Annotated in this window: 12 protein-coding genes (1 of these 12 cut by a window edge); 7 read left to right on the forward strand and 5 right to left on the reverse strand. The window is 68.0% G+C overall.

All coding sequences use genetic code 11. The features are described 5' to 3' along the window. From OHB26_RS21585 to OHB26_RS21595, 3 genes are all read left to right on the forward strand, one after another. Window positions 1-5284, forward strand: partial view of a C2 family cysteine protease gene (locus tag OHB26_RS21585; RefSeq protein WP_330179082.1) — the 3' portion only. It extends 21707 nt beyond the left edge of the window; only the last 5284 of its 26991 coding nucleotides appear in the window; its start codon lies off the left edge, out of view; the stop codon is at window positions 5282-5284. A gap of 15 nt (window positions 5285-5299) precedes the next feature. Continuing rightward, on the forward strand, window positions 5300-7531 hold the full coding sequence (locus tag OHB26_RS21590; RefSeq protein WP_330179083.1) for a WXG100-like domain-containing protein: 2232 nt from the start codon (window positions 5300-5302) through the stop codon (window positions 7529-7531). A 94-nt stretch (window positions 7532-7625) separates the two neighbouring features. After that, the gene (locus tag OHB26_RS21595; protein WP_330179084.1) at window positions 7626-8012 is read left to right on the forward strand and encodes a hypothetical protein; all 387 of its coding nucleotides are present in this window, start codon (window positions 7626-7628) and stop codon (window positions 8010-8012) included. 243 nt (window positions 8013-8255) lie between these two features. On the opposite strand, the gene eccCa is transcribed toward OHB26_RS21595, so the two are convergent. Genes eccCa through eccD form a run of 3 tightly spaced genes read right to left on the reverse strand, consistent with a single transcriptional unit; the run spans window position 8256 to window position 15179 of the window. After that, on the reverse strand, window positions 8256-12287 hold the full coding sequence (eccCa, locus tag OHB26_RS21600; RefSeq protein WP_330179085.1) for a type VII secretion protein EccCa: 4032 nt from the start codon (window positions 12285-12287) through the stop codon (window positions 8256-8258). Between the two features lie 35 nt (window positions 12288-12322). Continuing rightward, window positions 12323-13729, reverse strand: a complete 1407-nt coding sequence (mycP, locus tag OHB26_RS21605; RefSeq protein ID WP_330179086.1) for a type VII secretion-associated serine protease mycosin — start codon at window positions 13727-13729, stop codon at window positions 12323-12325. Beyond that, the gene (gene eccD, locus OHB26_RS21610) at window positions 13722-15179 is read right to left on the reverse strand and encodes a type VII secretion integral membrane protein EccD (RefSeq protein ID WP_330179087.1); all 1458 of its coding nucleotides are present in this window, start codon (window positions 15177-15179) and stop codon (window positions 13722-13724) included. The genes mycP and eccD overlap by 8 nt, the downstream gene beginning before the upstream one ends. A gap of 227 nt (window positions 15180-15406) precedes the next feature. On the opposite strand from eccD, the gene eccA reads away from it, so the two are divergent. Genes eccA through OHB26_RS21630 form a run of 4 tightly spaced genes read left to right on the forward strand, consistent with a single transcriptional unit; the run spans window position 15407 to window position 20325 of the window. Continuing rightward, complete coding sequence (gene eccA, locus OHB26_RS21615) at window positions 15407-17227, forward strand: type VII secretion AAA-ATPase EccA (protein ID WP_330179088.1); 1821 nt, start codon at window positions 15407-15409, stop codon at window positions 17225-17227. A 55-nt stretch (window positions 17228-17282) separates the two neighbouring features. Next, window positions 17283-17783, forward strand: coding sequence for a hypothetical protein (locus OHB26_RS21620; protein WP_330179089.1), 501 nt, complete (start codon window positions 17283-17285; stop codon window positions 17781-17783). Beyond that, the gene (locus OHB26_RS21625; protein WP_330179090.1) at window positions 17780-18922 is read left to right on the forward strand and encodes an MAB_1171c family putative transporter; all 1143 of its coding nucleotides are present in this window, start codon (window positions 17780-17782) and stop codon (window positions 18920-18922) included. The genes OHB26_RS21620 and OHB26_RS21625 overlap by 4 nt, the downstream gene beginning before the upstream one ends. Next, entirely contained in the window at window positions 18919-20325 is a 1407-nt protein-coding gene (locus OHB26_RS21630; RefSeq protein ID WP_330179091.1) for a cytochrome P450, read from the forward strand. Before OHB26_RS21625 ends, OHB26_RS21630 begins: the two co-directional genes overlap by 4 nt. Here the strand turns inward: OHB26_RS21630 and OHB26_RS21635 are convergent. Further along, the gene (locus tag OHB26_RS21635; protein ID WP_330179092.1) at window positions 20276-20713 is read right to left on the reverse strand and encodes a hypothetical protein; all 438 of its coding nucleotides are present in this window, start codon (window positions 20711-20713) and stop codon (window positions 20276-20278) included. The genes OHB26_RS21630 and OHB26_RS21635 overlap by 50 nt on opposite strands. Further along, complete coding sequence (locus OHB26_RS21640; protein ID WP_330179093.1) at window positions 20710-21360, reverse strand: hypothetical protein; 651 nt, start codon at window positions 21358-21360, stop codon at window positions 20710-20712. The genes OHB26_RS21635 and OHB26_RS21640 overlap by 4 nt, the downstream gene beginning before the upstream one ends. Window positions 21361-21642 lie beyond the last annotated feature (282 nt).

Genomic DNA, 21642 nt, shown 5'->3' on the forward strand with positions numbered 1-21642 from the left:
TGCCGTGCACCGCGTGCGCCCGGGTGTGCTCGCCTTCTTCGAATGGACGATTCAGCCGGACGGCTCGCGGCTGGGAACACCTCGCGCCCTGGATTCGGCACCGGGGATCCGCCCCGGCCGGTTGTTGTTCGCCGACGTGGACGGGGAGGTGCGAGAGCTGCTCGGCGGTGCCGAGGTATCGGTTCGGGAGATCGTCCCCGGCAGCTGGGAGCTGGAGCATCGGGGCTCGGTCGTGGTGATCCCCGAGGCGGCCGGGGTCGCGCTGGAGGTCGAGCCGACGGTGAGAATGCATGCGGGCCCGGTGTTTTCAACGGTGGACGGGCGGCCGGTGCCACGCGCGGAGGACGCCGGACCGGGACCGCTGGGGATATGGTCGGCGGGCCGGTTGATCGCCAATATGGGGCTGATCGCGGCCGAGGATCCGCAGGCCCTGGTCGAGATGTTCCACGAGTATCCCGATGGGACGGTCGGGGTGCGGTTCTTTGTCGATGGTGCGCCCAGTTGGGTGCGGGTCGATCGGACTCTTATCCATTTCGGCGATTCGCCGTCGGAAGTGGCGCACGCCGAAGGTGAGGCGATGTGGCCCGCGCTGGCGTACAAGGCGTATGGGATTCTGCGCGGGGATATCGAGGCCGGGGCCGTCGTATCGGTGCGGCGGTACGGGGTGCCGCTCGATCCGGCGTCGATCCCGCGTTCGCCGATGCCCGCCGCCGCCACCGTGTTCGCACCGGCCGGCGAGCTGAACATCATTTACGGACAACGCGGGGATTTGCTGAGATTGGTTCCGGGCGATGCCTGGGAGGTCGGTGTCTGCGGGGATGATCCACAACTGTTCGCGCTGTACCGCAATGGCGGCGAGTACCGGGTGCACCGGAATCTGCTGCCCGAGTTCGCCGGTCTCGCGGCCGATGTCGTGCATACCCGCACCGTTCCTCGGGTCGAGGGGTTGCGCTGGCTGACATCGGGTTCCGCCCTTGTCGAACGTCCGGCGGGCGGATACGCGGCCCTGCGGCCTGGGCCGGGTGCCGGTGAGCTGTTGCTGAACGGGGACGGCATTGTCTCCGCCGCCGCGGCGAGCGCGCTGGGGCCCGGGCGGCGCGCGGCCGACGGTCCGTTGTTCGGTCCGAACGGCCCGGTCCGAGCGGATGTCGTGCAGGGGCTGGCCGGTGATTGCTATCTGCTGGCGCCATTGCAGAATCTGGCCGAGCGCAATCCCGCGAAGATCGAGGAAATGATTCACGGTCACCGGGATGGCACCGTGTCGGTGCGGTTCTTCAACAATGGCCGGCCGGAATGGGTTCGGATTACCCGGGAGCTATTCGTCAGTCCGGCTGGTTCGGCGGTATACGCGGCGGCCCGTCCGGGTTCCGCGGTGTGGCCCGCGCTGATCGAGAAGGCGTACGTGGTGTGGCGGGGCGGCAGTTTCGCCGATATCTACGGCGGCATGCCCGGCAAGACGTTCGCGGAGTTGCTACCTCCGTTCGAGCCGGGCGGTTTCGGCAGCCTGCGTCAGCCGGTTCGCGCTCTCGGCAATCCGGAGTTCCTGCATCCGATGACCCTGGGCGTAGACACGCTGCACGAGTTGGTCGACGCGCGTATCCGCGCGAACCCGGCACTCGTCTCGGTGGCGCGGGCGGATCCCGCTTTCGCCGATCGATTGGGCGAGCTGGGGCCGCGCTGGCAAGCCGACCGGCAGCCTGGCCGGATCGATACCCCGCGGCGGTTCCGGCGATTCGTGGACGCGCTGCTGACCGCCGCCGAACGGGACCGCTGGCGTCATGAACTCGACGCTGTGCACGGGTACTACCGGGACACCGCCGACAGTGCGATTCCGTTCTCCGATAAGACCGTGCAGCGGCACCTGGCCGATTTGATTCGGTTCCTGCTGCGACGAGGCGACTCGTTGTCCATCTCCACCCGTCGGTACGGGCATGAAGCGGAGGACGCGACCCGGTACCCGGGTCTGATTGGCGGCCATGGATACTCGCTGCTCGGAGTCGAGGACCGGGCCGACGGCCGCTTCGTCCTACGGCTGGAGAATCCCTGGGGCCGTAACCCTCGGGTGCCGAGTCCGATAGCGGGTGTCGAATACGGTGACGGCGGTGTCCTGCTCGTCGATTTCGAACATCTGAACAAGTTCGATGATCTTGTATCAGCCGGTACCGCAACGCATTTCGCCTACGGTCCGCAGGATTCGCCCGGTGCCCCGGTCGCCGGGCACACGGTCTCGATGGCCGGTGCCGGTGGCTCGTCGGATCAGCGTCACAGAGCCGATGCGATCGGCGGTATCGTGCCGCCGGGTCGCGACACGGTATGGGAGTCACAGCCGGGACTGGGCAACAATTGCCTCTGGCATGCGCTGGCGCGGTCGCTGGAGATCCCGGTGGCGGATGAACGGGCGCACCTGGACTTCCGGCGCACGGTGGTGAGCGCGATGCTGCACGATCCGGCGGCGTATCTCGGCGGTTTCATGGGTGCGGAGCGTTCGATGGACCTGCGTCTTCGCCAGTTCACCAAGCAGTTGCGGGTCTTGCTGGAGCCGGGGCAGTGGAACAACCTCGCCGCCGACCGGCTGTTGCCGGCCGCGGCGCGGGCACTGCGGCTGAATCTGGATGTGTATTTCCGGAATGGATCGGTGCGGTCGCTGCGTTTCGGCGTTGCGGGCACGCGGGTCAAAGCACTGTTCCGCGACGGTGTGAGTGCTGACGACGGGCATTATTGGGTCGCCGTCCGCGCGGGCGACAGTGAGGTCTTCGCCTACGAGCACACCCAGAACCCTTCCGCGGCAACGCATTCGGATGGGCAACTGTGGCGCGGTGGCGTCGGCGACGATGATGCGCCGGTGCGACGCCCGGCGCGGGCGGTGTTCGGCGATTCGGTCCGTCGGCTGGCTCGGGGACTGCGGCGGGATCGTGCCGAGGTCCCGGCCGAGGATTCCGCGCGCCCGCCGCGGTCGCCGTGGTGGCGTCCCCGTTCGGGGCGACGCTGGAATTTCCTGGGCAGCCTCCGGCATGGCGTGCGCAGGGAAGGGCGCGCGGCCCGGCCCGCGGTCGCCGAGCTCGTGCGGCACGAGTCGATCGGCCCGCTGTACATACATGAATCGGCGTCGCAGGACAGTGTCGAATCGACGGATTCGGATTCGGGAACCTCGCATAGTGCGGGCGAGTTCACGCGGGACCGTGCGCCCGCCGCGGCGCCGGAGCGGCGGGAGGCCGGGGACGCGCTGCTGATCGAAGAGCCTGCGCCCATGGAACAGCCGGTACCGCAGCGACAGTCGGCGCCACCGGCCGGTATCGCTATGCCGCCCGGTCCGATTCGCCTGGCTCCGCCCCGGGTACCGGCGGATGCGGAGCGGCACGGCCCGCCCCGGCCTCCGTATCTGATGCTGCCGGATACGGCGACCGATGGGCGAGTGGTAACGGTCCAGTTGCCTTCGTATCTGCGGCTCCCGGACCCGTATCTGCTGATCACCCAGGAAGATTGGGTGACCGGAGCAGAAACGGTGACCGAGTTCACGGGTACGACGGTGCGGTTCGGGAACCATCCCTCGAGCCGGGTCACCACCGTGGACGGAACCCGGTTGTTCGTGACGGGGGAGGACCCGAACGGGCTGGGCGCGGCCGGCTGGGTATGGGAGAGCGATCTGCGCAACAACGGCTTCCACTTCTCGGAGCAGCACCAGGGATACCTGCGTTCCTGGGTGACGCGGGGGTGGGATATGTCGGGAGTCGCCCGGGAGGTGACGGTGTTCGAGGGTGAACCGGTTCGTATCGATCCGGCGCGCGGGACCCGCGGGCGGGTCCTGCTGCATACGTCGCAGGGTTCGGTGTGGGTGGACGAGGGTGCCGCCGCGCAATACGGGTTGCGTCGAATGCCACCGCTTTTCGGCCCGTTGTGGGCTGTGGGCGGTCCGGACGTGGGCGATGTGAACGTGCTGGATGACCTGAACACGCCGGCATTGTCGGCGGCGATCGCTCAGCTGCGCGACCTCGTCGCGGATCATCCCGCCGCGGTCCGCGATATGTTTCGGGAGACTCCCGAGAATGTGGAGACCGGAACGGTCGACATCCGTTTGATAGTGGGCGATCGGCCGCGGTGGGTGCGGGTGGGTCGTTCGTTCATCGTGCCTGTCAGGTCGCCCGCCGATACTCCGATCTGGCCCTACCTGGTTCTCATGGCGAACGAGCTCGCGGACAGGTTCGCCGCGGACGAGGGCGCGGCGGCAATGCTCCACGGGCAATTCCCGGAGGTGGAGTGGACCGGACATACGCGAATGGTCGACGGACGCGAGATGTTCCTGGTCCGAACCGATCCCGCCGCGGACGCGCTGGTCTGGCAGGACGGGGAATGGTTGCAGGAACGCGTCCTCGGGTTGCGTGAAATCCATCCGCTGACACTGCACGAACTCGCCGGTGGCGACCGATTGCTGGCCGAGGGGCCGCCGCGCTACGACTCGGAATCCATGCCGCCGGGACCACTGTTCCTGACCGCGCACGCGGTGGCCGCCGATGATCAGGTGTTGGCGGAATCGGTCTCGCCCGAGCAGCCGCAGCGGCGGCTCGCGGGTCGGTTGTGGGGGGCCGGTGGCCCGAGCGCCGCGGATCTGCGGATTTTCTCGGAGATGCGGGCGGCGTCGGACCCGCGTGCCGTCGAACAGCTTCGAGAGCTGGTCGGCCGTGACCCGGGTGCGGTCCGGGCAATGGTTCGCGAGAGCCCGGAGAGTATCGAGACCGATACCGTCGATGTCCGCCTGGTCGTGGACGGCCGGCCGCGCTGGTGGCGGGTGAGCCGCCGTGGTGGCTGGCACAATGTGCTGAACGACGCTCATTTCGCCTGGCCGCACCTGATTCTCGCCGCGCAGCAGCAGGCGGTGGCGCATAACGCGCGATGCGCCGCCGAACGGCACGAGTCGGTGGCGGGAGGTTCGCCGTTGGTCTGGACGGGACGGCAACGATCGGCCTCCGCTACCGGCGATGAGTTCGAGGTCTCTCGGCCGGGCGGGAGTTCGCCGAGGTGGGTGAGCCGGGACTGGTTGCGGGAGAACGATATCGAGCTGACGCTGGACACCCCGCCACCGGCGCTCACCGGACCCGCTGTCGGCGATGAGTTCGAGGTCGCCCTTCCGGGGCAGCGCTCCACCGTGTGGGTGAGCCGAAGGTGGTTGGAGGAGAACGATATCCGGCTGTCGGGACTGCGGCCGCCGTCGCCCGCGGAATCCGCCGAGCGGGAATCGGTCGGCGAGGAACCGGACTTCATGGATTTGAGTGGTCTCCGTGGCCGGTAGCGGGTCGCGTCGGTCGTGATCGAGATCCCGCACGACCTGAGGTGGCTGGGCTGGCTGGTCGGGGTCGACCCGCCGGAGGGCGATGAGGATCTGCTGTTCGCGATCGGCGATGCCTGGAACGTGGCGGCGAAATCGATTTCGGCCCAGGTGGATCCGCTGGCGGCGGTGCGGCGGCAGGCGACCGGGGCGTATCACGCCGGTGACGGCGCCGCGACCATCGCCGAGCTCTTCGGCGGCCTGCTGGAGGGTGACGGTTCACTCGCCGTCCTGGCGCGTGACTTCGACGAGATCGGCAATGCCGCTTTCGATTTCGGCACCACCGTGCAGGAACAGAAGTTGATGATGATCATCTCCTACGCTCTGCTGGCGGTGGAGATCACGTGGGCGTGGATGTTTCCGCCGACCGCGCCCGCGCTGGAGGCGGCGGCGGTGAGCGGAACCCGTTCCAGCCTGCGGGCTTTGGAGGACGCGACGGTCGAGAAGATCGTGCAGACGATCTTGAAGGCTTCGGGTGAGGTAGGTCGGAAGGCTTGGCTGAAGCTGGTGGTCAAGAACCTGTCCACCTATGCGGTGAAGGGTGTGGTGTCGAGTACGCAGTCGGTGATTCTGGACGTGGCCGTGCAGGGCGGGCAGCTGGCAGGGGGGAGTCGGCGGCACTTCGACGGCAATGAGGTGGCGCTGTCGTTCGGTTCGTCCTTTCTCGGCGGCATGGTGGGCCGGGCCGCCGGGCATTGGGGCGGAATCGCTTTCGACGCGTCGATCGGACGGGCCACCAATCGGCTGAGTGGTGCGGCGGCCGGTGTGTTCCGCGGGATGGCGATCGGCGCGATCGGCGGTGAGGTGAGCACGCTCGGCGGCGCGCTGGCCACCGCGATGAACAGCGGGGATTGGCAGGGTGCGTTCAGCGGTACGGGTTTCGCCGCCTCGATGGCGGGTGGCGCGTTTCGCGGCGGAGTGGCGGGCGGTGCCCGTGGCCTGTTCCAGTTGAACCGAGTGCCGCGTGGTCCGTCGAGTACCGGTTTTCTCCGGCACTTCCAGGTGGATGCCGAGGGGAATGTGTACACCCCGGCGAGTCGGGCCGAGGCGGCGGGCGCTCCGCGGGCCAGGCCCGGGCTGTCCCGGCCGGAACCGGTGGCCCGGCCGGAGCCCGGCCCCGCGGTCGGGTTCGAGGAGCAGCAGCGCAGGTCGCGCGAGCTCGATCGGCAGGACGCCGCCAATCTGCGCGATTACCACCGGCAGCTGCGTGATTTCCACCGCGAGCTGCGCGAGGGGCAGCCCCGATTACGAGCGACCCCGACGCCCCCGGTGGAGAATCAGCCACGCGCTCGCGCGCTCGGCGAACCAGCGGGAACGGCCTCCGCCGACCGGCAGCCGCCCTGGGCCTCGCGCATGTCCGGGCGTGCGGAAGCCTTCGCGGCCCGGTCGGATTCGGCACAGCGGGTGGCCACCGAAGCGCAGGCCGCGGCCGATGTCGCCCAGGGGCGGGCCACGGTGCAGCAGGATCGCGCCACCGCGGCCGAGCGCGCGGCCCGGACGGCGGAGCCGGCGGTGGCGCGGACGCGACAGCGGCTGGACGAGGCGCAGACGCGGTTGACCGCGGAGCGGGAGGCCGCCGACCCGGACCCGAATCGGGTCCGGGTGGCCGAACAACGGGTAACCGGTGCGGACGAGGCGCATAGCGGCGCCGTGCGGGAATTGGCGGCCGCTCGCGAGCTGGCCGCCCACACCCAGGCGCGAGCCGACGATCTGCAATCGCGCGCCGACCGGAGCCAGCGCGATGCCGACGGTGCCCAGAGTCGCGCCGACGACCTCCGAATGGTGCGGGTCAGCCGCGAGGCGATCAACCACGCGGCTGATGTGGAGGGCCGTGCGGGGCCCAAGAACTTCACCGCGAACACGTGGTGGGAGAAGGCGCTGCTGCGTAGCGAATCGATCGGAAAGGAGTATGGCACAGGCGGTCCGGGGACGGAGATGTATCAGAGCAAGGGCACCGACCTGCGCGGCAAGACCCGCGCCAAGGTCGACAAGCACCGGAATCCGGAGATCGATCCATACGCCGCGCCCACCGCGCCGGATCCGGAGCGGTGGGGTGAACCGCCGCTGTCGCCGATCGATCCGCTGCCGCCCGGGTCACCCGGGCCGATCGGCCCGGTACTGCCCCCGGTGCTCCCGCCGCCCGGGCATCACCACCGTCACCACCACCACCATCACCACCCGGGCCGGCCGCCGCGCGGAACCCCGCGTTAAACAACTGTTTCGGTGCAGGCCGCGCGCAATCCTGGTGCCGGACCAATGGTGTTGCGAGAGTGGGTTCTTCCGCTGGTGATGAGGGGAAACCACTGTGGCGCAGCGCATTGTCATCGATTCGACCGCCGAACTGCACGCCGCCGCCGTGGCGATGGATGACGTGCACGACGCCGTCAGCCGGGCCGTGACCACGCTCTATCACACGCTCGCGGCACTGGGTGACCCGATCTCGGTGCAGCCCAATACAACTGCGACGGGAGCTGACGTCAGCTCCGTCCCCGCGGCCACTCCGCCCTGGGGCGCGGATTCCTATGGCAAGAAGTTCGGCACCGGGGAAAACGGTTACGTACGCGCGAGTGTCGGCCTGTTACAGGGGGGCTTCGATCTGGCGCGGACTCTGGCGGAGTTCGCCCACGGCATGCACCGGGCGGCGGGCGATCTACACGGCTCCGAGCAGTCGTCCAGCACCGCGTTCGCCTGAACCGGCGTGGCCCCGAACGGTTTCGGTGCCACCGTGCGCGGCACCGATGTCGTAGGAATGGCGGGTGCGCCGCTGGGAGCCAGAGCCGCTGCGCTGGATCGGCGTACAGCTGATGTACGGCCTCTACCGCGCATCGCCAAGACGGCCAACCTCATCTCCGGTCGCTGACACTCCCCCTGCCCGTGCGGAAAACAGTGCGGGCAGGGCCCGCGCGGGTTCGACGCCGCGCGGTGGTCTCGAACCTCATAGCGGTGGCAGCTGTGCGATCTGGATGAGTTCGCGCCCGTGCGTACGCGAGACGAGCATCCCGCGTCCCGGTGGATACTGGGCGGGCCGCACATCATTGAGCAGGATGCCCTCATCCTTGGGTGTGCTCATCAAGATCGCCCCCACCGACATGTCCTTCAACGGGCCGAGCACATTGTCGTAGAGGGCTCGCGACGCGCCACCCGCGCGCCGGGCGATGATCACGTGCAGCCCGACATCACGGGCCTGCGGCAGCAGATCCACCAGCGGCAGTAGCGGATTGTTCGAGGCCACCATGTCGTAGTCGTCGACGATCACGTACACCTCAGGTCCGGTCCACCAGCTGCGCTCACGCAATTGCGCCGGGGTGATATCGGACCCCGGTATGCGCTGGGATACGAAGCCCGCCACCTCTTTCAGCGTCGGTACCGAGGTCTGCGCGGAGGTCGAGTATCCGGCCAGATGCGGTCCCTCGATCGCGCCGAGCATGGTGCGCCGGTAGTCGACCAGGATGATGCGGGCGTCGTTCGGGTGCGAGTTCTCCACGATGCCCTGCGCGATATTGCGCAGCAGCGTGGTCTTGCCGCAGCCGACGTCGGCGAATACCAGCAGGTGCGGCTGCTCCTCGAAGTCGAAGACCATCGGCTGTAGTTCGGATTCGCTGAGTCCGAGCAGGATTCGCCTATTGTCCAGTCGCATGCTCTGCGCGCGTGCGGTTTCCAGTACCTGTTCGCGGGGCAGTTCCAGGGGCAGCATGCGGACCGCGGGTGCGCGCCGGTCACCGTACAGCTCGGTCATCGCCTCCTTGGCCGCGATGACGCCGTCGGCGAGGGTATGCGGGTCCACGGCGGTGTCGAGGCGGGGGAGGGCGATGAGCATATGCAGTTTGTCCGGGGTCATACCGCGGCCCGGCCGGTTGATCGGAACCCCCACCGCCGCACGGCGATCCATCTCCGAGTCGGAAGGATCGCCCAGGCGCAGTTCGAGCCGTGTGCCGATCTGATCCTTGACCGCGGGTTTGATCTCGGCCCAGCGGTTGGCGCCGAGCATCAGGTGGATACCGTAGGAGAGCCCGCGCGCGGCCAGCACATGCACCTGGGGCTCGACGAGTTCGAACTCCTCCCGGAACGCCGCCCAGCCGTCGATGACCAGGAAGACGTCGCCGAACAGATCCGCGGCGAGCGGATGCGCGGCGCGCTCGGCGTCGGGCAGTTCCGCGAGACCGGCCTTGAGCCTGCGGAAGTCGCGCATATTCTCGATACCGAGTTCGAGGAAGCGGGCCTCGCGCTGGCGCAACAGCATGCTCAGTTCGGCGACGGTGCGCCGCGCGCGGTCGCCTTCGAGGCGTCCGGCGGTCGAACCGACGTGCGGCAGGCCATTGAGGGTCGAGAGGGTGCCGCCACCGAAGTCCAGGCAATAGAACTGCACCTGTTCGGGGGTGTGGGTGGTGGCGGCGGCCATGATGATGGTGCGCAGGGTGGTGGACTTGCCGGATTGCGGTCCGCCGACGACGGCGACATTGCCCTGCCCGCCCGCCAAATCGATGGTGAGGACGTCGCGCCGCTGCTCGTAGGGTTTGTCGATAATGCCGATCGGCAGCCACAGGTTGCCGGTGCGGTTGCCTTCGGATCGCCAATCCTGTTCTGGCAACAGCATATCCACCGACGGTGAGATGTCCAGTGGCGGCAACCAGACCTCGTGGGCCGGTCGGCCGTGACCGGTCAACTGCTCGACCACGACCTGTAGCAGTGAGCGTTCGGGTCCGGCGGGCGGTGTGGCGCCCAGCAGTTCGTCCAGATCGGGCAGCGTCACCTCCCGTGGTGTGCGCGGCACCGCGCGGGCGGCTACGGCCGAGGCGGTGAAGAAGTCCACCGAACCGGCCGCCGCGGTGGTCTGAGCACCGGCGGCGGTCCTGGCCACCGGCGGCACATAGGGCCCCGAGACGTAGGTCGCGTTGAATCGCAACGGGTCCGACGCATCGCTCTTGAGGTAACCGGCGCCCGGCTGCCCCGGCAGATGATAGGCGTCGGTGATGCCCAGCACCTGCCGGGATTCGCCGGCGGAGAAGGTGCGCAGGCCGATGCGGTAGGACAGGTGCGAGTCCAGCCCCCGCAGCCGGTTCTCCTCCAATCGCTGCGATGCCAGCAGCAGATGTACCCGCAGCGAGCGGCCCAATCGGCCGATCATGACGAAGAGTTCCGCGAAATCCGGTTTCTGCGAGAGCAATTCGGAGAATTCGTCGACAATGATGAAAAGCGCGGGCAGCGGGTCGAGCGCCGCGCCATTGGTGCGGGCCTTCTCGTACTCGGTGACATTGGCGAAGTTTCCGGCGGCGCGCAACAATTCCTGTCGCCGGGTGAGTTCACCGGCGAGGGCGTCACGCATGCGGTCCACCATCGAGAGTTCTTCCTCGAGGTTGGTGATGACCGCGGAGACGTGTGGCAGCGGGTCCAATCCGAGAAAGGTCGCGCCACCTTTGAAGTCGACCAGGACCAGGTTCAGCAGATCCGGTGAATGCGTGGTCACCATGGACAGCACGAGGGTACGCAGGAACTCCGATTTGCCCGAACCTGTCGCGCCGATGCACAGGCCGTGCGGTCCCATGCCGTTCTCGGCGGATTCCTTGATATCGATCTCGACGGGGGTGCCGTCCGGGGTGATGCCGATCGGCACCCGCAGCCGTTCCCGGGCGGAGCGACTGCGCCACACCGCGTCCGGATCGATGGTGGCCGCGTCCGGGATCTTCAGCAGGGCCATCAACCCGGGGTCGCCGCTGACCTCCTCGCCGAGGTTCACGATCTGAGCGGTGGTGGCGATCCGGTAGCGCGACATGCCGCGCGCGAAGGTCGCCGCCACCTCCGGGCTCAATCGGTCCGGTCCGGCGAAATTCTCCACCGAGCCGCCGGTGCGCGCGCCGATCACCTTCTCCTCGACCACCAGTTGCAGGCCGCGGCGGACCGCCAGTCCGGTCTGCGGGGCGGTCAGGTCCAGTACGGTCACCGAATCCAGTCCGGCATCGCTGATTATGCGTTCGGAGCCGCTGACATAGCCGTCGTCGATCACCACCACCACGTGCAGCCGCCCGGGGGTCGGTGGGGCATTGCGCAGGAACCGGCCGCGTTCGAGTAGTTCCTCCGAGAGCGCGTTCTCCAATTCGGAGAGGGATTCATACAGCATTCGGGCCGCGCCGATGCCATCGGTATCGCGTGGATGTTGCAGGTGCGGAAGCCATTTGGTCCATCGCCAGGCTTCGTTCTCGGGTTCGGCGGTGACGATGGCGAAGATCAGGTTGTCCGGGCCGTGGAAGGTGGCCAGCTCCATCACCATCGACCGCACCAGGGCCCGGCTGTGTTCGCGCGGGCCCTCGATATTGACCGCGGGGAAGGCGCGCAGCGAGATGGCGGTCGGCAGTCCGTGCACCACCGAGTGGGTGCGGACGAAGCGCCGCAGCGCCACCGTCGCAACGGGTTCGAGGTCCTCCAGCGGACCGGTCTCGGGCCGGGCGAGTTTGGTGGCGATGCGGTGGCTGCCGATGCCGATGCGGACGTGTCCGAAGTCGGGGTCGCCGGGGCGGCGTTCCCACATGCGCCGGGTACCGATGAGGGCGTGCAGGTCCACCGGGTGCGGATGGCTCCAGGCGAGCGCGTCGCGCTGGGCGGTGCCGGTGCCGCGGACGTCGCGGCGCAACTGTTCGAGGTAACGGAAGTAGTCCTTGCGTTCCTCGTTGAGTTCGGCGGCCTTCTTGCCACCGCCTCCGCTGCGGCCCGCGAACATGCCGACCATCGACATCAGCATCATCATCGGATACATCATGGTGAGCGGATTGGTGAGCATCGATTTGCCGCTCATGGTGAACATCAGCCCCATCATCCCGACCATGGCGACGACCATGACCAGCGGCAGGAGTCGCTGCCACAGTGGGGCGGGCACCGGCGCGGTGATCTCGGGTGGTGCGTTGAGGACCACCTCGCCGCCCGGCGACCGGGGTGGCGCGATCCGGGCCAGCCGGATGAAACCCTGCGTACTCATGGCTGTTCCTCGGTGGGTGCGTGCCGGACGGATTGCTAGTCGTCGCCCGGTAGGACGAGTGGGGTGCGCTGTCTGCGCCGGAAGGGAATCGAGAAGGTCAGCACCAGGCCGAGCAGCGTCAGGCAGATCGCCGCCCCGCCCGTGCCGATACGGCGCGGCCACGGGCTCCGCGGTGCGGGAACCAGCGGAGCCGCGATCTGTTTACCCGCGGTGGTGTCGCGGCCCGGCGGCGGCAGCGCCGCGGCCAGGGCGGCGACCGGGTCGATCATGCCCGCGCCGATGCGGATGTCGTGTCCGCCCGCATTGTGTGCGGTGCCCACGATGCGGGCGATGACCTGGGCGGCGGAGAGTTCCGGGTAGCGGGCGCGGACCAGTGCGGCCAGTCCCGCGACATAGGCGCTGGCGAAGCTGGTCCCATTGACCGGCGCCACTTGACCATTGGCCTGCGGGGTGCCGTTGACCAGCCCGGTGCCGTCGGGCGCGCTGTCGAGGGATATGAGGTTGCTGCCCGGCGCCGCGACCCCGACCCAGGGGCCGTAGAGGGTGAACGGTGAGGGAGATCCGTCGGCCTCGACCGAGGCGACCGACAGCACATAGGGGGAGAACCAGGCGGGTGTCGCGATCGTCCGGACGGAGTTCCAGCCCGCGGTCCCGTTCTGATCCTTGCACGCCCCTTGAGATTCCAGGTTCCCGGCGGCCGCCACGACCACGACATTGTGGTCGTAGGCGTATTCGAGTGCGGCGCCGAGCGCGCCGTCCACCGGATTCGCGGTGGCGGGCTGACACGACACCTCGGAGATATTGATGACCGAGGCGTGCATATCGACCGCGTGCACCACGGCGTAGGCCAGGGTGGCAACGGTGCCGAAGCCGCCGGCCGACATACCGCCGGGCTGATCCGAGCGGTAGCTGTTCTTGGCCTGGAAGGCGAGGCTGGTCTGGCGGATCGACAGGACGGTCGCCTCGGGCGCGACGCCGGAGAAGCTGTCGCCGCCGTCGGGGGCCGGATGGCCCGCGATGATTCCGGCGACCAGGGTGCCGTGCCCGTCGCAGTCGCTGGTGCCGTCGGAGTCGGAGACGTAATCTCCGCCCGGTTCGACGGTGAGTCGCGGATGCCGGTTGACGCCGGTGTCGATCACCGCGACGGTTTGTCCCGCGCCCCTGGTGAATTCCCACGCGCGGTCGAGACCGAGCGCCTTCTGCGCGGCGGAGACGGCGGTCGGGGCCGGACCGGTCCAGATCGGGCGCGAGCAGAGCAGCCGTTGCTGCGCGGGTTCGGGCGGCGCGACCGGGGCGTCGGTGACCAGTGCGCCCGGGTCGACGCCGGGGGGCGTGACGGCCTGCGCGGTTCCGACCGGAGCCAGCGCCACCGTCACTGTCAGAGCGGTGGTGGCGAATCCGTTGACGGCGCGCCGAACGGCGGTACGGCGGCGTTCACCCATTGCGGGCCAGTGCGTAGATGTCCAGGATCCAGAAGATGAGCGGGCCGATGGCGCAGATGGTGAGGTATTCCACGATCTCACCGGCCCGCTGTACCACCGGCGATATCTCCAGGTTGGGTCCGGCCACGCCGATCAGCATGGCCAGCGCCGCGATCACCAGTAGCGCTCCGGCCGCGGGCAGGGTGGCGTCGGACAGGCGGATGCCGAGCAGTACGGCGGCGGGGATCAGGGCGGCGCAGCCGCCCAGCACCATGGCCGCGGCCTGGGTCAGGTCGGAGAAGGCGCGCCCGCGCCGCGCCAGCACCAGCCCGACCGCGGCGGCCAATGCCGTTGTCTGCCAGCGATGTTCGGTGGCATTCAGGACGGTCATAATGGTCGCGCACACGGTGACGGCGACAATGCCGATGATCATGCCGGTCTGATAGTCGTTGGCCAGGCGGGATCGTTCGCCCAACCCCGCCGCCGACGGAATCGAGGTCGCGCCGATCGCCCCGATGCCTTCGATGGTGGGGCGCGGTTCATGGTCGCGCGGATCGATCACCCCGCCCGCGGTGGGCACCGGCGGTACCGGTAATCGCGCTGCCGCCACCGCGATTCGAGGCGCCAGGGTGATGCCCAGCAGGGTGGCCACGATAATGCCCGCGGCCGCTTTGGACGGGTCGACCTGCCATATCGTGGTGACGCCGGCGGCGGCCGTCCCGAAGACTCCGACGGTGATGACGGCGGAGCAGACCGCAGGGTGAACTCCTATGACCCGCAAGGTGATAACGGCCAGCAGGACGGTGGCCGCGCAGCCTAGCAGCAGGTGCGGAGCTCCGGGCTCGCCGGGGACCAGTGCCGCCGCGCCGGTGCCCATCAGCAGCAGACCGCACAGTGCCAGCACGGTGGCGGGCAGTGTCGCGGAGTACATCCGCGCGACCAGGGCGGCCCCGGCCAGGGTCAGCAGTCCGACACCGAGCCCGGCCGCGCCCGCCAGGATGCCCGAACCGTGCGCGGCGGCGACCAGCAGCATCAGACAGGCCCCGGCGGCGGCGGCGATGGCCCCGGCCATCCCGGCCCAGCCCGCCGACTCGGATGTCCAACCGCGGAAGGAACTTTCGGTGAGACGGGCGACCGCGTCGATGACATCGTCGAAGAGCGCGGGCGCTTCGACCGAGTCCACCGCGCGCAGCACGAGCAGTTCACCGTCGAAGACCTCGGCGTCGGTCAGGGTGCGTACCGGATCGATCGCGTTGTGCCCCAGGCGCGAGAGCGTCCAGTGCTGGGCGGTGAGCGGCCCGTTCTCATCGTGCTCGGAGAGGTCCGGATTGCGGGATGCGATGAGCTGCACCACATCCGGGATGAAATTGGCGATCGGAATGGTGGTGGGCAGCACCACGTCCACCTGGGTATTGCCGCCGATCACCGAGACTCGGCACAGCTGCGGCTTGATGGCCGTTGATTCGATCACGCGCAGGACTCCCGAATTGCTGGTTCCGACGTCCGGGAAGGTAGCAATGTGGGTGGCCCGCGGCCGTGGCCCCGCGGCGGAGTTTCCCCGGTCTTAACCGGTCGCCGGTGACGACATGCGGTTATCCCCGGAACTTCACCGTGCGCATGTGAACTGCCGATGAATGTGCGGTGGTCGCGGCGGTCTCCGAGGTGTCGCCGCAAGGGTTTTGGATTACGTTCGCGGGCATGTCAGCCATTCGGCAAGCGCAACAGATCTTCGACGCGGGCGTGCTGTCGTTGGGTTTGATGGTCGACGGTCAGCAGGCCGCGAAGAATCTCGAGTACGCCCGGGCCGCCTTCCGCCGGGCCACCGAGCTCGATCCGGAGATGTGCGACGCGTGGCTGGGCCGCGCCGCCGCGGGGGATCTGAGCCAGGACGTGTTGCGCCAGTTGCACCGAACCTCGGGGACGTCGCTACTGCGCGAGCAGCGCCGCCTGGGGTTGTCGCCACGTCAGCTGGCGGGTCGGTTTCAAATCGGCCAGTACATCGACTATCCGATCGCGAGTCTGACCGAGATCTGGCTGGCGCAGGCCATGCGGCTGGTCGAGGACCGGGAGTTCGACGAGGCCCACCGGTTGTTGCAGGAGCTGGCCGAACGCCGCCGGGCGACGCCCGACGACCCGGACCGGGCCGTCGATGACAAGGTCTGCGCCTACGCGTGGGGGGTGCTGTACTTCACCGCCCAACTGTGGCCGGATGTGATGGCGGTGCTGGCCGGTTCGGCGGAGTGGCAGGACCAGTACATGGCCGCCGGCGCACATGTCATGGTCGGCACCGCCTGTGCGCATCTGGGTTTGTTCGGTGAGGCGACGCGGCGGCTGGAATTGGCTGAGCGGGGGCCGATTCCGGCCGCCCGCACCGCCGCGATGTACTGCCGCGGCCTGGCCCTGCGTGAGCAGGGCAATGAGGATGAGGCGCGGGCGCTGTTCGAGACCGTCTACACGCAGGTGCCCGATTTCGAGGCCAATTCCCAGGCGATGCGCGATCCCAAGTTTCGCATTGTGGTGACCACCCGCGAACAGATCGAATCCCGTACGGACCGTTGGGATCCGGCGTCGGCGCCGTCTCTCGAGGATGCGGCGCAGGAAGAGCAGGAGCACAAGGCCGAGGTGATTCTGGCCGCGGCGCGCAAGGAGTTGGAGTCGCAGATCGGGCTGGGCGCGGTCAAGGTCCAGGTCGCCAAGTTGCAGTCCTCGGCCACCATGGCCAAGATCCGGGCGGAGAAGGGCCTCAACAGCATGCCGCGCGGTCAGCATCTGGCCTTCACCGGTCCGCCGGGGACCGGTAAGACCACCATCGCGCGGGTGGTGGCCAAGATCTACTGCGGGTTGGGGCTGCTCAAGACCGATAAGGTGGTGGAGACCAAGCGCTCCGATTTCGTCGGCCAGCATCTGGGTTCGACCGCGATCAAAGCCAATGCGCTGATCGATTCGGCCATGGACGGTGTGCTCTTCGTCGATGAGGCGTACACGCTCATCCAGTCGGGTCTGTCCGGTGGGGACGCCTTCGGCCGCGAGGCGGTCGACACCCTGTTGGCGCGCATGGAGAACGATCGCGACCGCCTGGTGGTCATCATCGCCGGATACGACGGTGAGATCGACCGATTCCTGGCCAGCAACGACGGTTTGGCCTCGCGCTTCGCCAAACGCGTGAAATTCGACTCCTATACGCCGGATGAACTTTGCGAGATCGGCGGTTTCATTGCGCGCAAACGTGATTCGACGGTCGCCGACGAGGCGATCGAATTGCTGCGCACGGCCTGCGCCGAACTCTACGAGGCCGAGCGCGTCGACCAGAGTGGTCTGCCCCGCCGCGGCGTGGATATCGCGGGCAACGGCCGCTTCATCCGCAATGTCATAGAAAGCGCCGAGGAAGAGCGCGAATACCGTCTCGCCATGGACGAGACCCTGGACCCGCGCGGCCTGGACCAGGAAACGCTGATGCGGATCGAGGCGGGCGATATGAGCAAGGCGCTCGAGGCCGTGCTCGCCACCTTGACCGGCTGAGCGCTCCTGCGGCGATCTGCCCCGCCACCGCCCGCCGCCTATGATCTCCGATGAGATGGATGATTCGACGCAGCGGGTGTTCGGCGGGCAGGCCGCTATCGCGCATTTGGTGCCGTCGCCGTGGGATCGGCTGAAGTTCCTGGCAGCGCTGGGGGAGTGGCGGGGACGGCCCATCCGGTTGATGGCGGTGCAAGTCGACGGCTTGCCGGGCACCTGGGGAGTGGGGCGGGGGACACCGTGTGGGTTGTGGCTCGATACCGCTGATGCCGATGTGATCGCCTATGCGGCCGGGACCACCGATTTCCATGTGGATCAGATCATCGCGCATGAGGCGGGGCATATGGTGCTCGATCATGATGCGGGCGCCGAGGGGTTGACGGGGCTGGCGGAGTTGCTGCCGGATTTGGATCCGGCGACGATTCGGCGGGTGCTGCGGCGGTCGGAGTTCGCCGATCATCAGGAGGATGAGGCGGAGTTGTTCGCGGATCTGCTGCTGTCGAGTACCTCGCGGTGGCGGTCCAGCAGACCGATGCGGTCGTTCTGGGGTGATCAGTGACCTCGTCCGCTCCGGCGCTCATCGCGTGGACGGTGCTCGGGTTCAGCATGATCGCCGTGCTGTTCCGACTGCTGTGGTTGTTCGGCAGTGCGCGGTCGAGTGAGCGGCTGGTCACCTACGGTCTGCTGCTGGGGACCGCCTCGGGGCTGCTGCGCGAGCGCGCGGTGCAGGACACGCTGTCGGGCGTGCTCGATATCGGATTCACCAGGCAGTTGTCGACGGTGGTGATGGTGCTGACCTTCGTGCCGCTGTGCCTGTTGGCGGTGTCCTGGTCCGAACGCTGGTCCGAAGACGCTGTTCGCAACACCCGATACGTCTGGGCCGCCGGATACGTCTCGGCGGTGCTCATGCTGATCGCCGGTGCGCACGCCAGATCTCTCGGCCAATACATCGACCGGACACCAGGCTGGCAAACCCCGCTCTACTTCGCCTTCTTCTCCCTCTGGTGCGGATTCACCGGCGCGCTGATGGCCTCCACCAGTATTCGCGAACTGCGCGCCGGTGACCTGCGCCCGCTGCACCGCCTCACCTATCTGACCATCACCGTGATCGGCCTCTGGGCGCTCGAGGAGGCGGTCTCGATCTTGGTCAGCTCGGTCTGCGCCGCGACCGGCACCGGACACGCCTTCGTCGAATTCCGTTTCAGGGCAAACGAAAACAACTACATCTACCTGCTGGCCGGTGGTGCGATCGTCGCCGCGGGCGGGGTGGTGGCCGAGTTGGCGCGCCGACTGCGCATCGATCCGGCCTCGCGCGCCGTGCGGCAGCTGTACCCGATGTGGGCGGACCTGGTCGATGCCTGTCCCGAGATTCCGCGCCCGCGCGCGGAGACGCGCCTGCCCCCGCGCCGGCGCGTGCATCGTACGACCGTCGAGATCCGCGATTGCCTGCTGGTGCTGGGCCGTTTCGCCGAGCCCGTATCCGCGCCGGGCCCCGCGGCCGAGGCCGAGCAGATCGCGAATGCCTTGCAGCGCAAGCGATCCGGCGCCGAGCCCGGCCCGTATCGGCGACTGCAGGTCTCCGCACCCGGCCGCGATATCGTCGATGAGACGCGTGCGCTGCGCCGGATAGCCGATCACTGGGCCGCTCCCGGTCCCCAATACGCCAGCTCCCTATCGGATGGAGACACCGCACGATGACCATCACCACGCCGAATTCGGGCCGGATCAGAGCCAAGGATCGGGTGCTGCCGCATCCGCCGTATCGCCTTCCGGTACTCGGCGATGTCTGGGATCTGCATGTCACCGACTCGAGTCAGTGGGGTATGCGCGGGGCGCAGAAGTACGGGGATATCTACGAGCGCAATATCTTCGGCGCCCGGGTGACCTATGTGAGCTCACCGGAGCTGCTGCGCGAGATCAATGACGACGCCAAATGGGCCAAGTTCCTTGGCATCCCGATTCGCGATCTGCGCACGGTGGCCCGCGACGGCCTGTTCACCGCGCATAACAGCGAACCGAATTGGGCCAAGGCGCATGCGATTCTGGCTCCGTCGTTCACCGCGCCCGCCATGCGGAGCTATCACGCCACCATGCGCGAGTGCGCGGCGGAATTGATCGAGCATTGGGATGGTCGCGCGGGGGAGTGGATCGATATCCCCAGCGATACCAACAAGGTGGCGCTGGAGGTGATCGGGCGCACGGGTTTCGGCTACTCCTTCGACTCGTTCGACCGCACCGATGAGCATCCCATCGTGGCCGCGATGCTGCGCGCGCTGACCTACATCAATCGTGCCGCGTATTCGCATCCGGTGTTGGAGCGCACCGTGTTTCGCGAGCAGCGCGCCCAGCATCTGGCCGATGTCGAGTTCGTCAACCGCGAGGTCGACGCGATCATCGCGCGGCGGCGGAGCGAGGGTGCGGGCGGGCATGAGGATCTACTGGAGCGCATGCTCACCGCGGAAGATCCGGAGACCGGCGAACCCCTGGACGCGCAGAATATCCGCCATCAGATCCTGACGTTCCTGGCCGCCGGTCACGAGACATCCGCCGGTGTAATGGCTTTCGCGCTGCATTACCTCTCGGTGAATCCCGAGATCGCCGACCGCGCCCGAGCGGAGATCGACCAGGTCTGGACCGGCGAGGAGCTGCGGTCCGAGGAGGTCGCCAAGCTGCGCTATGTGCGACGCGTTGTCGACGAATCATTGCGGCTGTGGCCGACCGCGCCTGGTTACTTCCGAAAAGCCAACGCGGACACCATGCTCGGCGGCGAATACCCGTTCGAGAAGGGTGAGTGGGTCTTCATCGTCCTGCTGCAACTGCACCGGCACCGGCTGTGGGGTGATGATCCCGAAGCCTTCGATCCCGATCGCTTTCTCCCCGAACGTGTTCGGGCCCGGCATCCGGAGCTGTACCGGCCCTTCGGCGTGGGTATGCGCGCCTGTATCGGCCGCCAGTTCGCGTACCACGAGATCGTGCTCGTACTCGCGACGATGCTGCGCAATTACGATCTGGAACCCGATCCGAACTATCGGCTGAAGGTCAAGGAGACGATCACTCTGAAGCCGGATCAGTTGCGGCTGAGAGTGACTCGCCGCGGGTAGGCGGCTGTCGGCGGGCGCGCAACGCCTCGGTGAGCGCCTGCCGATCCGAGGTCGCGGGGCGTCCGCGCAGACGCACCCGCCGCACCCCGGCCTCGCGCAGGGCGCGCAGCAGGTCCAGCTGCACATAGGTGTCGATCACGCGCTGCGCCCGGCCGGAGTCGGTCAGGAACCACGGGGCCTGATTGAAGTGCTCGGCCAGCGCGGTGAGCAGTCGCTCGGAGGCGGCGTCGACCGCGCCGCGGCGCAGCGCGGACAGGTCGGCGGCGGTCGTCTCGACCCCACGATCACGCAGTGCGGCCGCGATGAGTTCGGGCGTGGGCTCACCCTCATCGGGACTGTGCAGGGCGCGGAAGAGAATGTCGACGCGCTGCGCCAAGGGCAGGCTCATACGCCCGCCTCGCCGAATCGGGCTTCGAAGCGTTGACGGGTCGATTCGTCCAGGTCGACGCGTATGCCCGCGAGCCACCGCCGGTACAGGGCTTCCTCCTCATTGTCGCGAGCCGGGTCGATCGGCCGGTCCAGATACGGTCCCAGAATCGTCACCAGCGGTCCGAGCGCACCTCCGCGGCGTCGGTTCGCTTCCAGTAGCTGGGTGACATATCGCGCGTACAGCGGTTGGATCGCGGCGTCCAAGCGTTCCGCGGCCGACCGCATGGCGGGGGTCTCGGTCTCCGCGAGATCTCCGATTTCTCGTGCGGCCGTGATCAATTCGGTAATGGTCTCGGCATCCACATAGACCCCGGGTGGCCCGGAGATGATTCCGGTGCGCTCCTTGAGCGGGGTGGGGTTGCCTCCGGTGAAGTAGACGTTCTCGGCGGATCCGGCCGTCCAGTCCAGGCCGACATTGACTCTGCGCAGGGTCTTGGGCGTCAGCCCCCGGGCCTCTCCGCGCTCGATCTTGAGCATGGTGGGTTCGGTCGGGCCGCCGTGCAGATGCACTTGCCGGCGGGATCGGTGCAGCGCGCCCATGCGTGCGACCACGACGTCGGCGAGTCGCCTCGCGGACGCGTCATCGGTCGATTCGGTCACCGCCACCCGAAGATAGTAGTACGAAAATACCTCGATAACGAACCCTGTCTTTGCCCGGGTCACCGGGATATTGTCTTGCTCCAGACGTTATATTTTCGTATCATTTTCGTATCCGGATGTCAGCTGCGGCTCGTCGGGTCGGGCATGGGTGATCGGCCACGGAGGGGGCGGTCGATCACCCACTGTTCCCGCGGGTGTGCTCCACAGCTCACAGAGGGGTAGGGGCGGTTTGTGAAAATACGGCGCTGACTAGCATCGATTCACGTACAGATCGAGGCGACCCCGAGG

It is taken from the genome of Nocardia sp. NBC_01503 (assembly GCF_036327755.1).
GTDB lineage: Bacteria > Actinomycetota > Actinomycetes > Mycobacteriales > Mycobacteriaceae > Nocardia.

What these genes read in the sequence shown, in the direction of transcription:
- eccCa (WP_330179085.1), bottom strand. Translation starts at nt 12,287, where the DNA reads ATGAGTACGCAGGGTTTCATCCGGCTGGCCCGGATCGCGCCACCCCGG.
- mycP (WP_330179086.1), bottom strand. Translation starts at nt 13,729, where the DNA reads ATGGGTGAACGCCGCCGTACCGCCGTTCGGCGCGCCGTCAACGGATTC.
- eccA (WP_330179088.1), top strand. Translation starts at nt 15,407, where the DNA reads ATGTCAGCCATTCGGCAAGCGCAACAGATCTTCGACGCGGGCGTGCTG.
- OHB26_RS21620 (WP_330179089.1), top strand. Translation starts at nt 17,283, where the DNA reads ATGGATGATTCGACGCAGCGGGTGTTCGGCGGGCAGGCCGCTATCGCG.
- OHB26_RS21630 (WP_330179091.1), top strand. Translation starts at nt 18,919, where the DNA reads ATGACCATCACCACGCCGAATTCGGGCCGGATCAGAGCCAAGGATCGG.
- OHB26_RS21635 (WP_330179092.1), bottom strand. Translation starts at nt 20,713, where the DNA reads ATGAGCCTGCCCTTGGCGCAGCGCGTCGACATTCTCTTCCGCGCCCTG.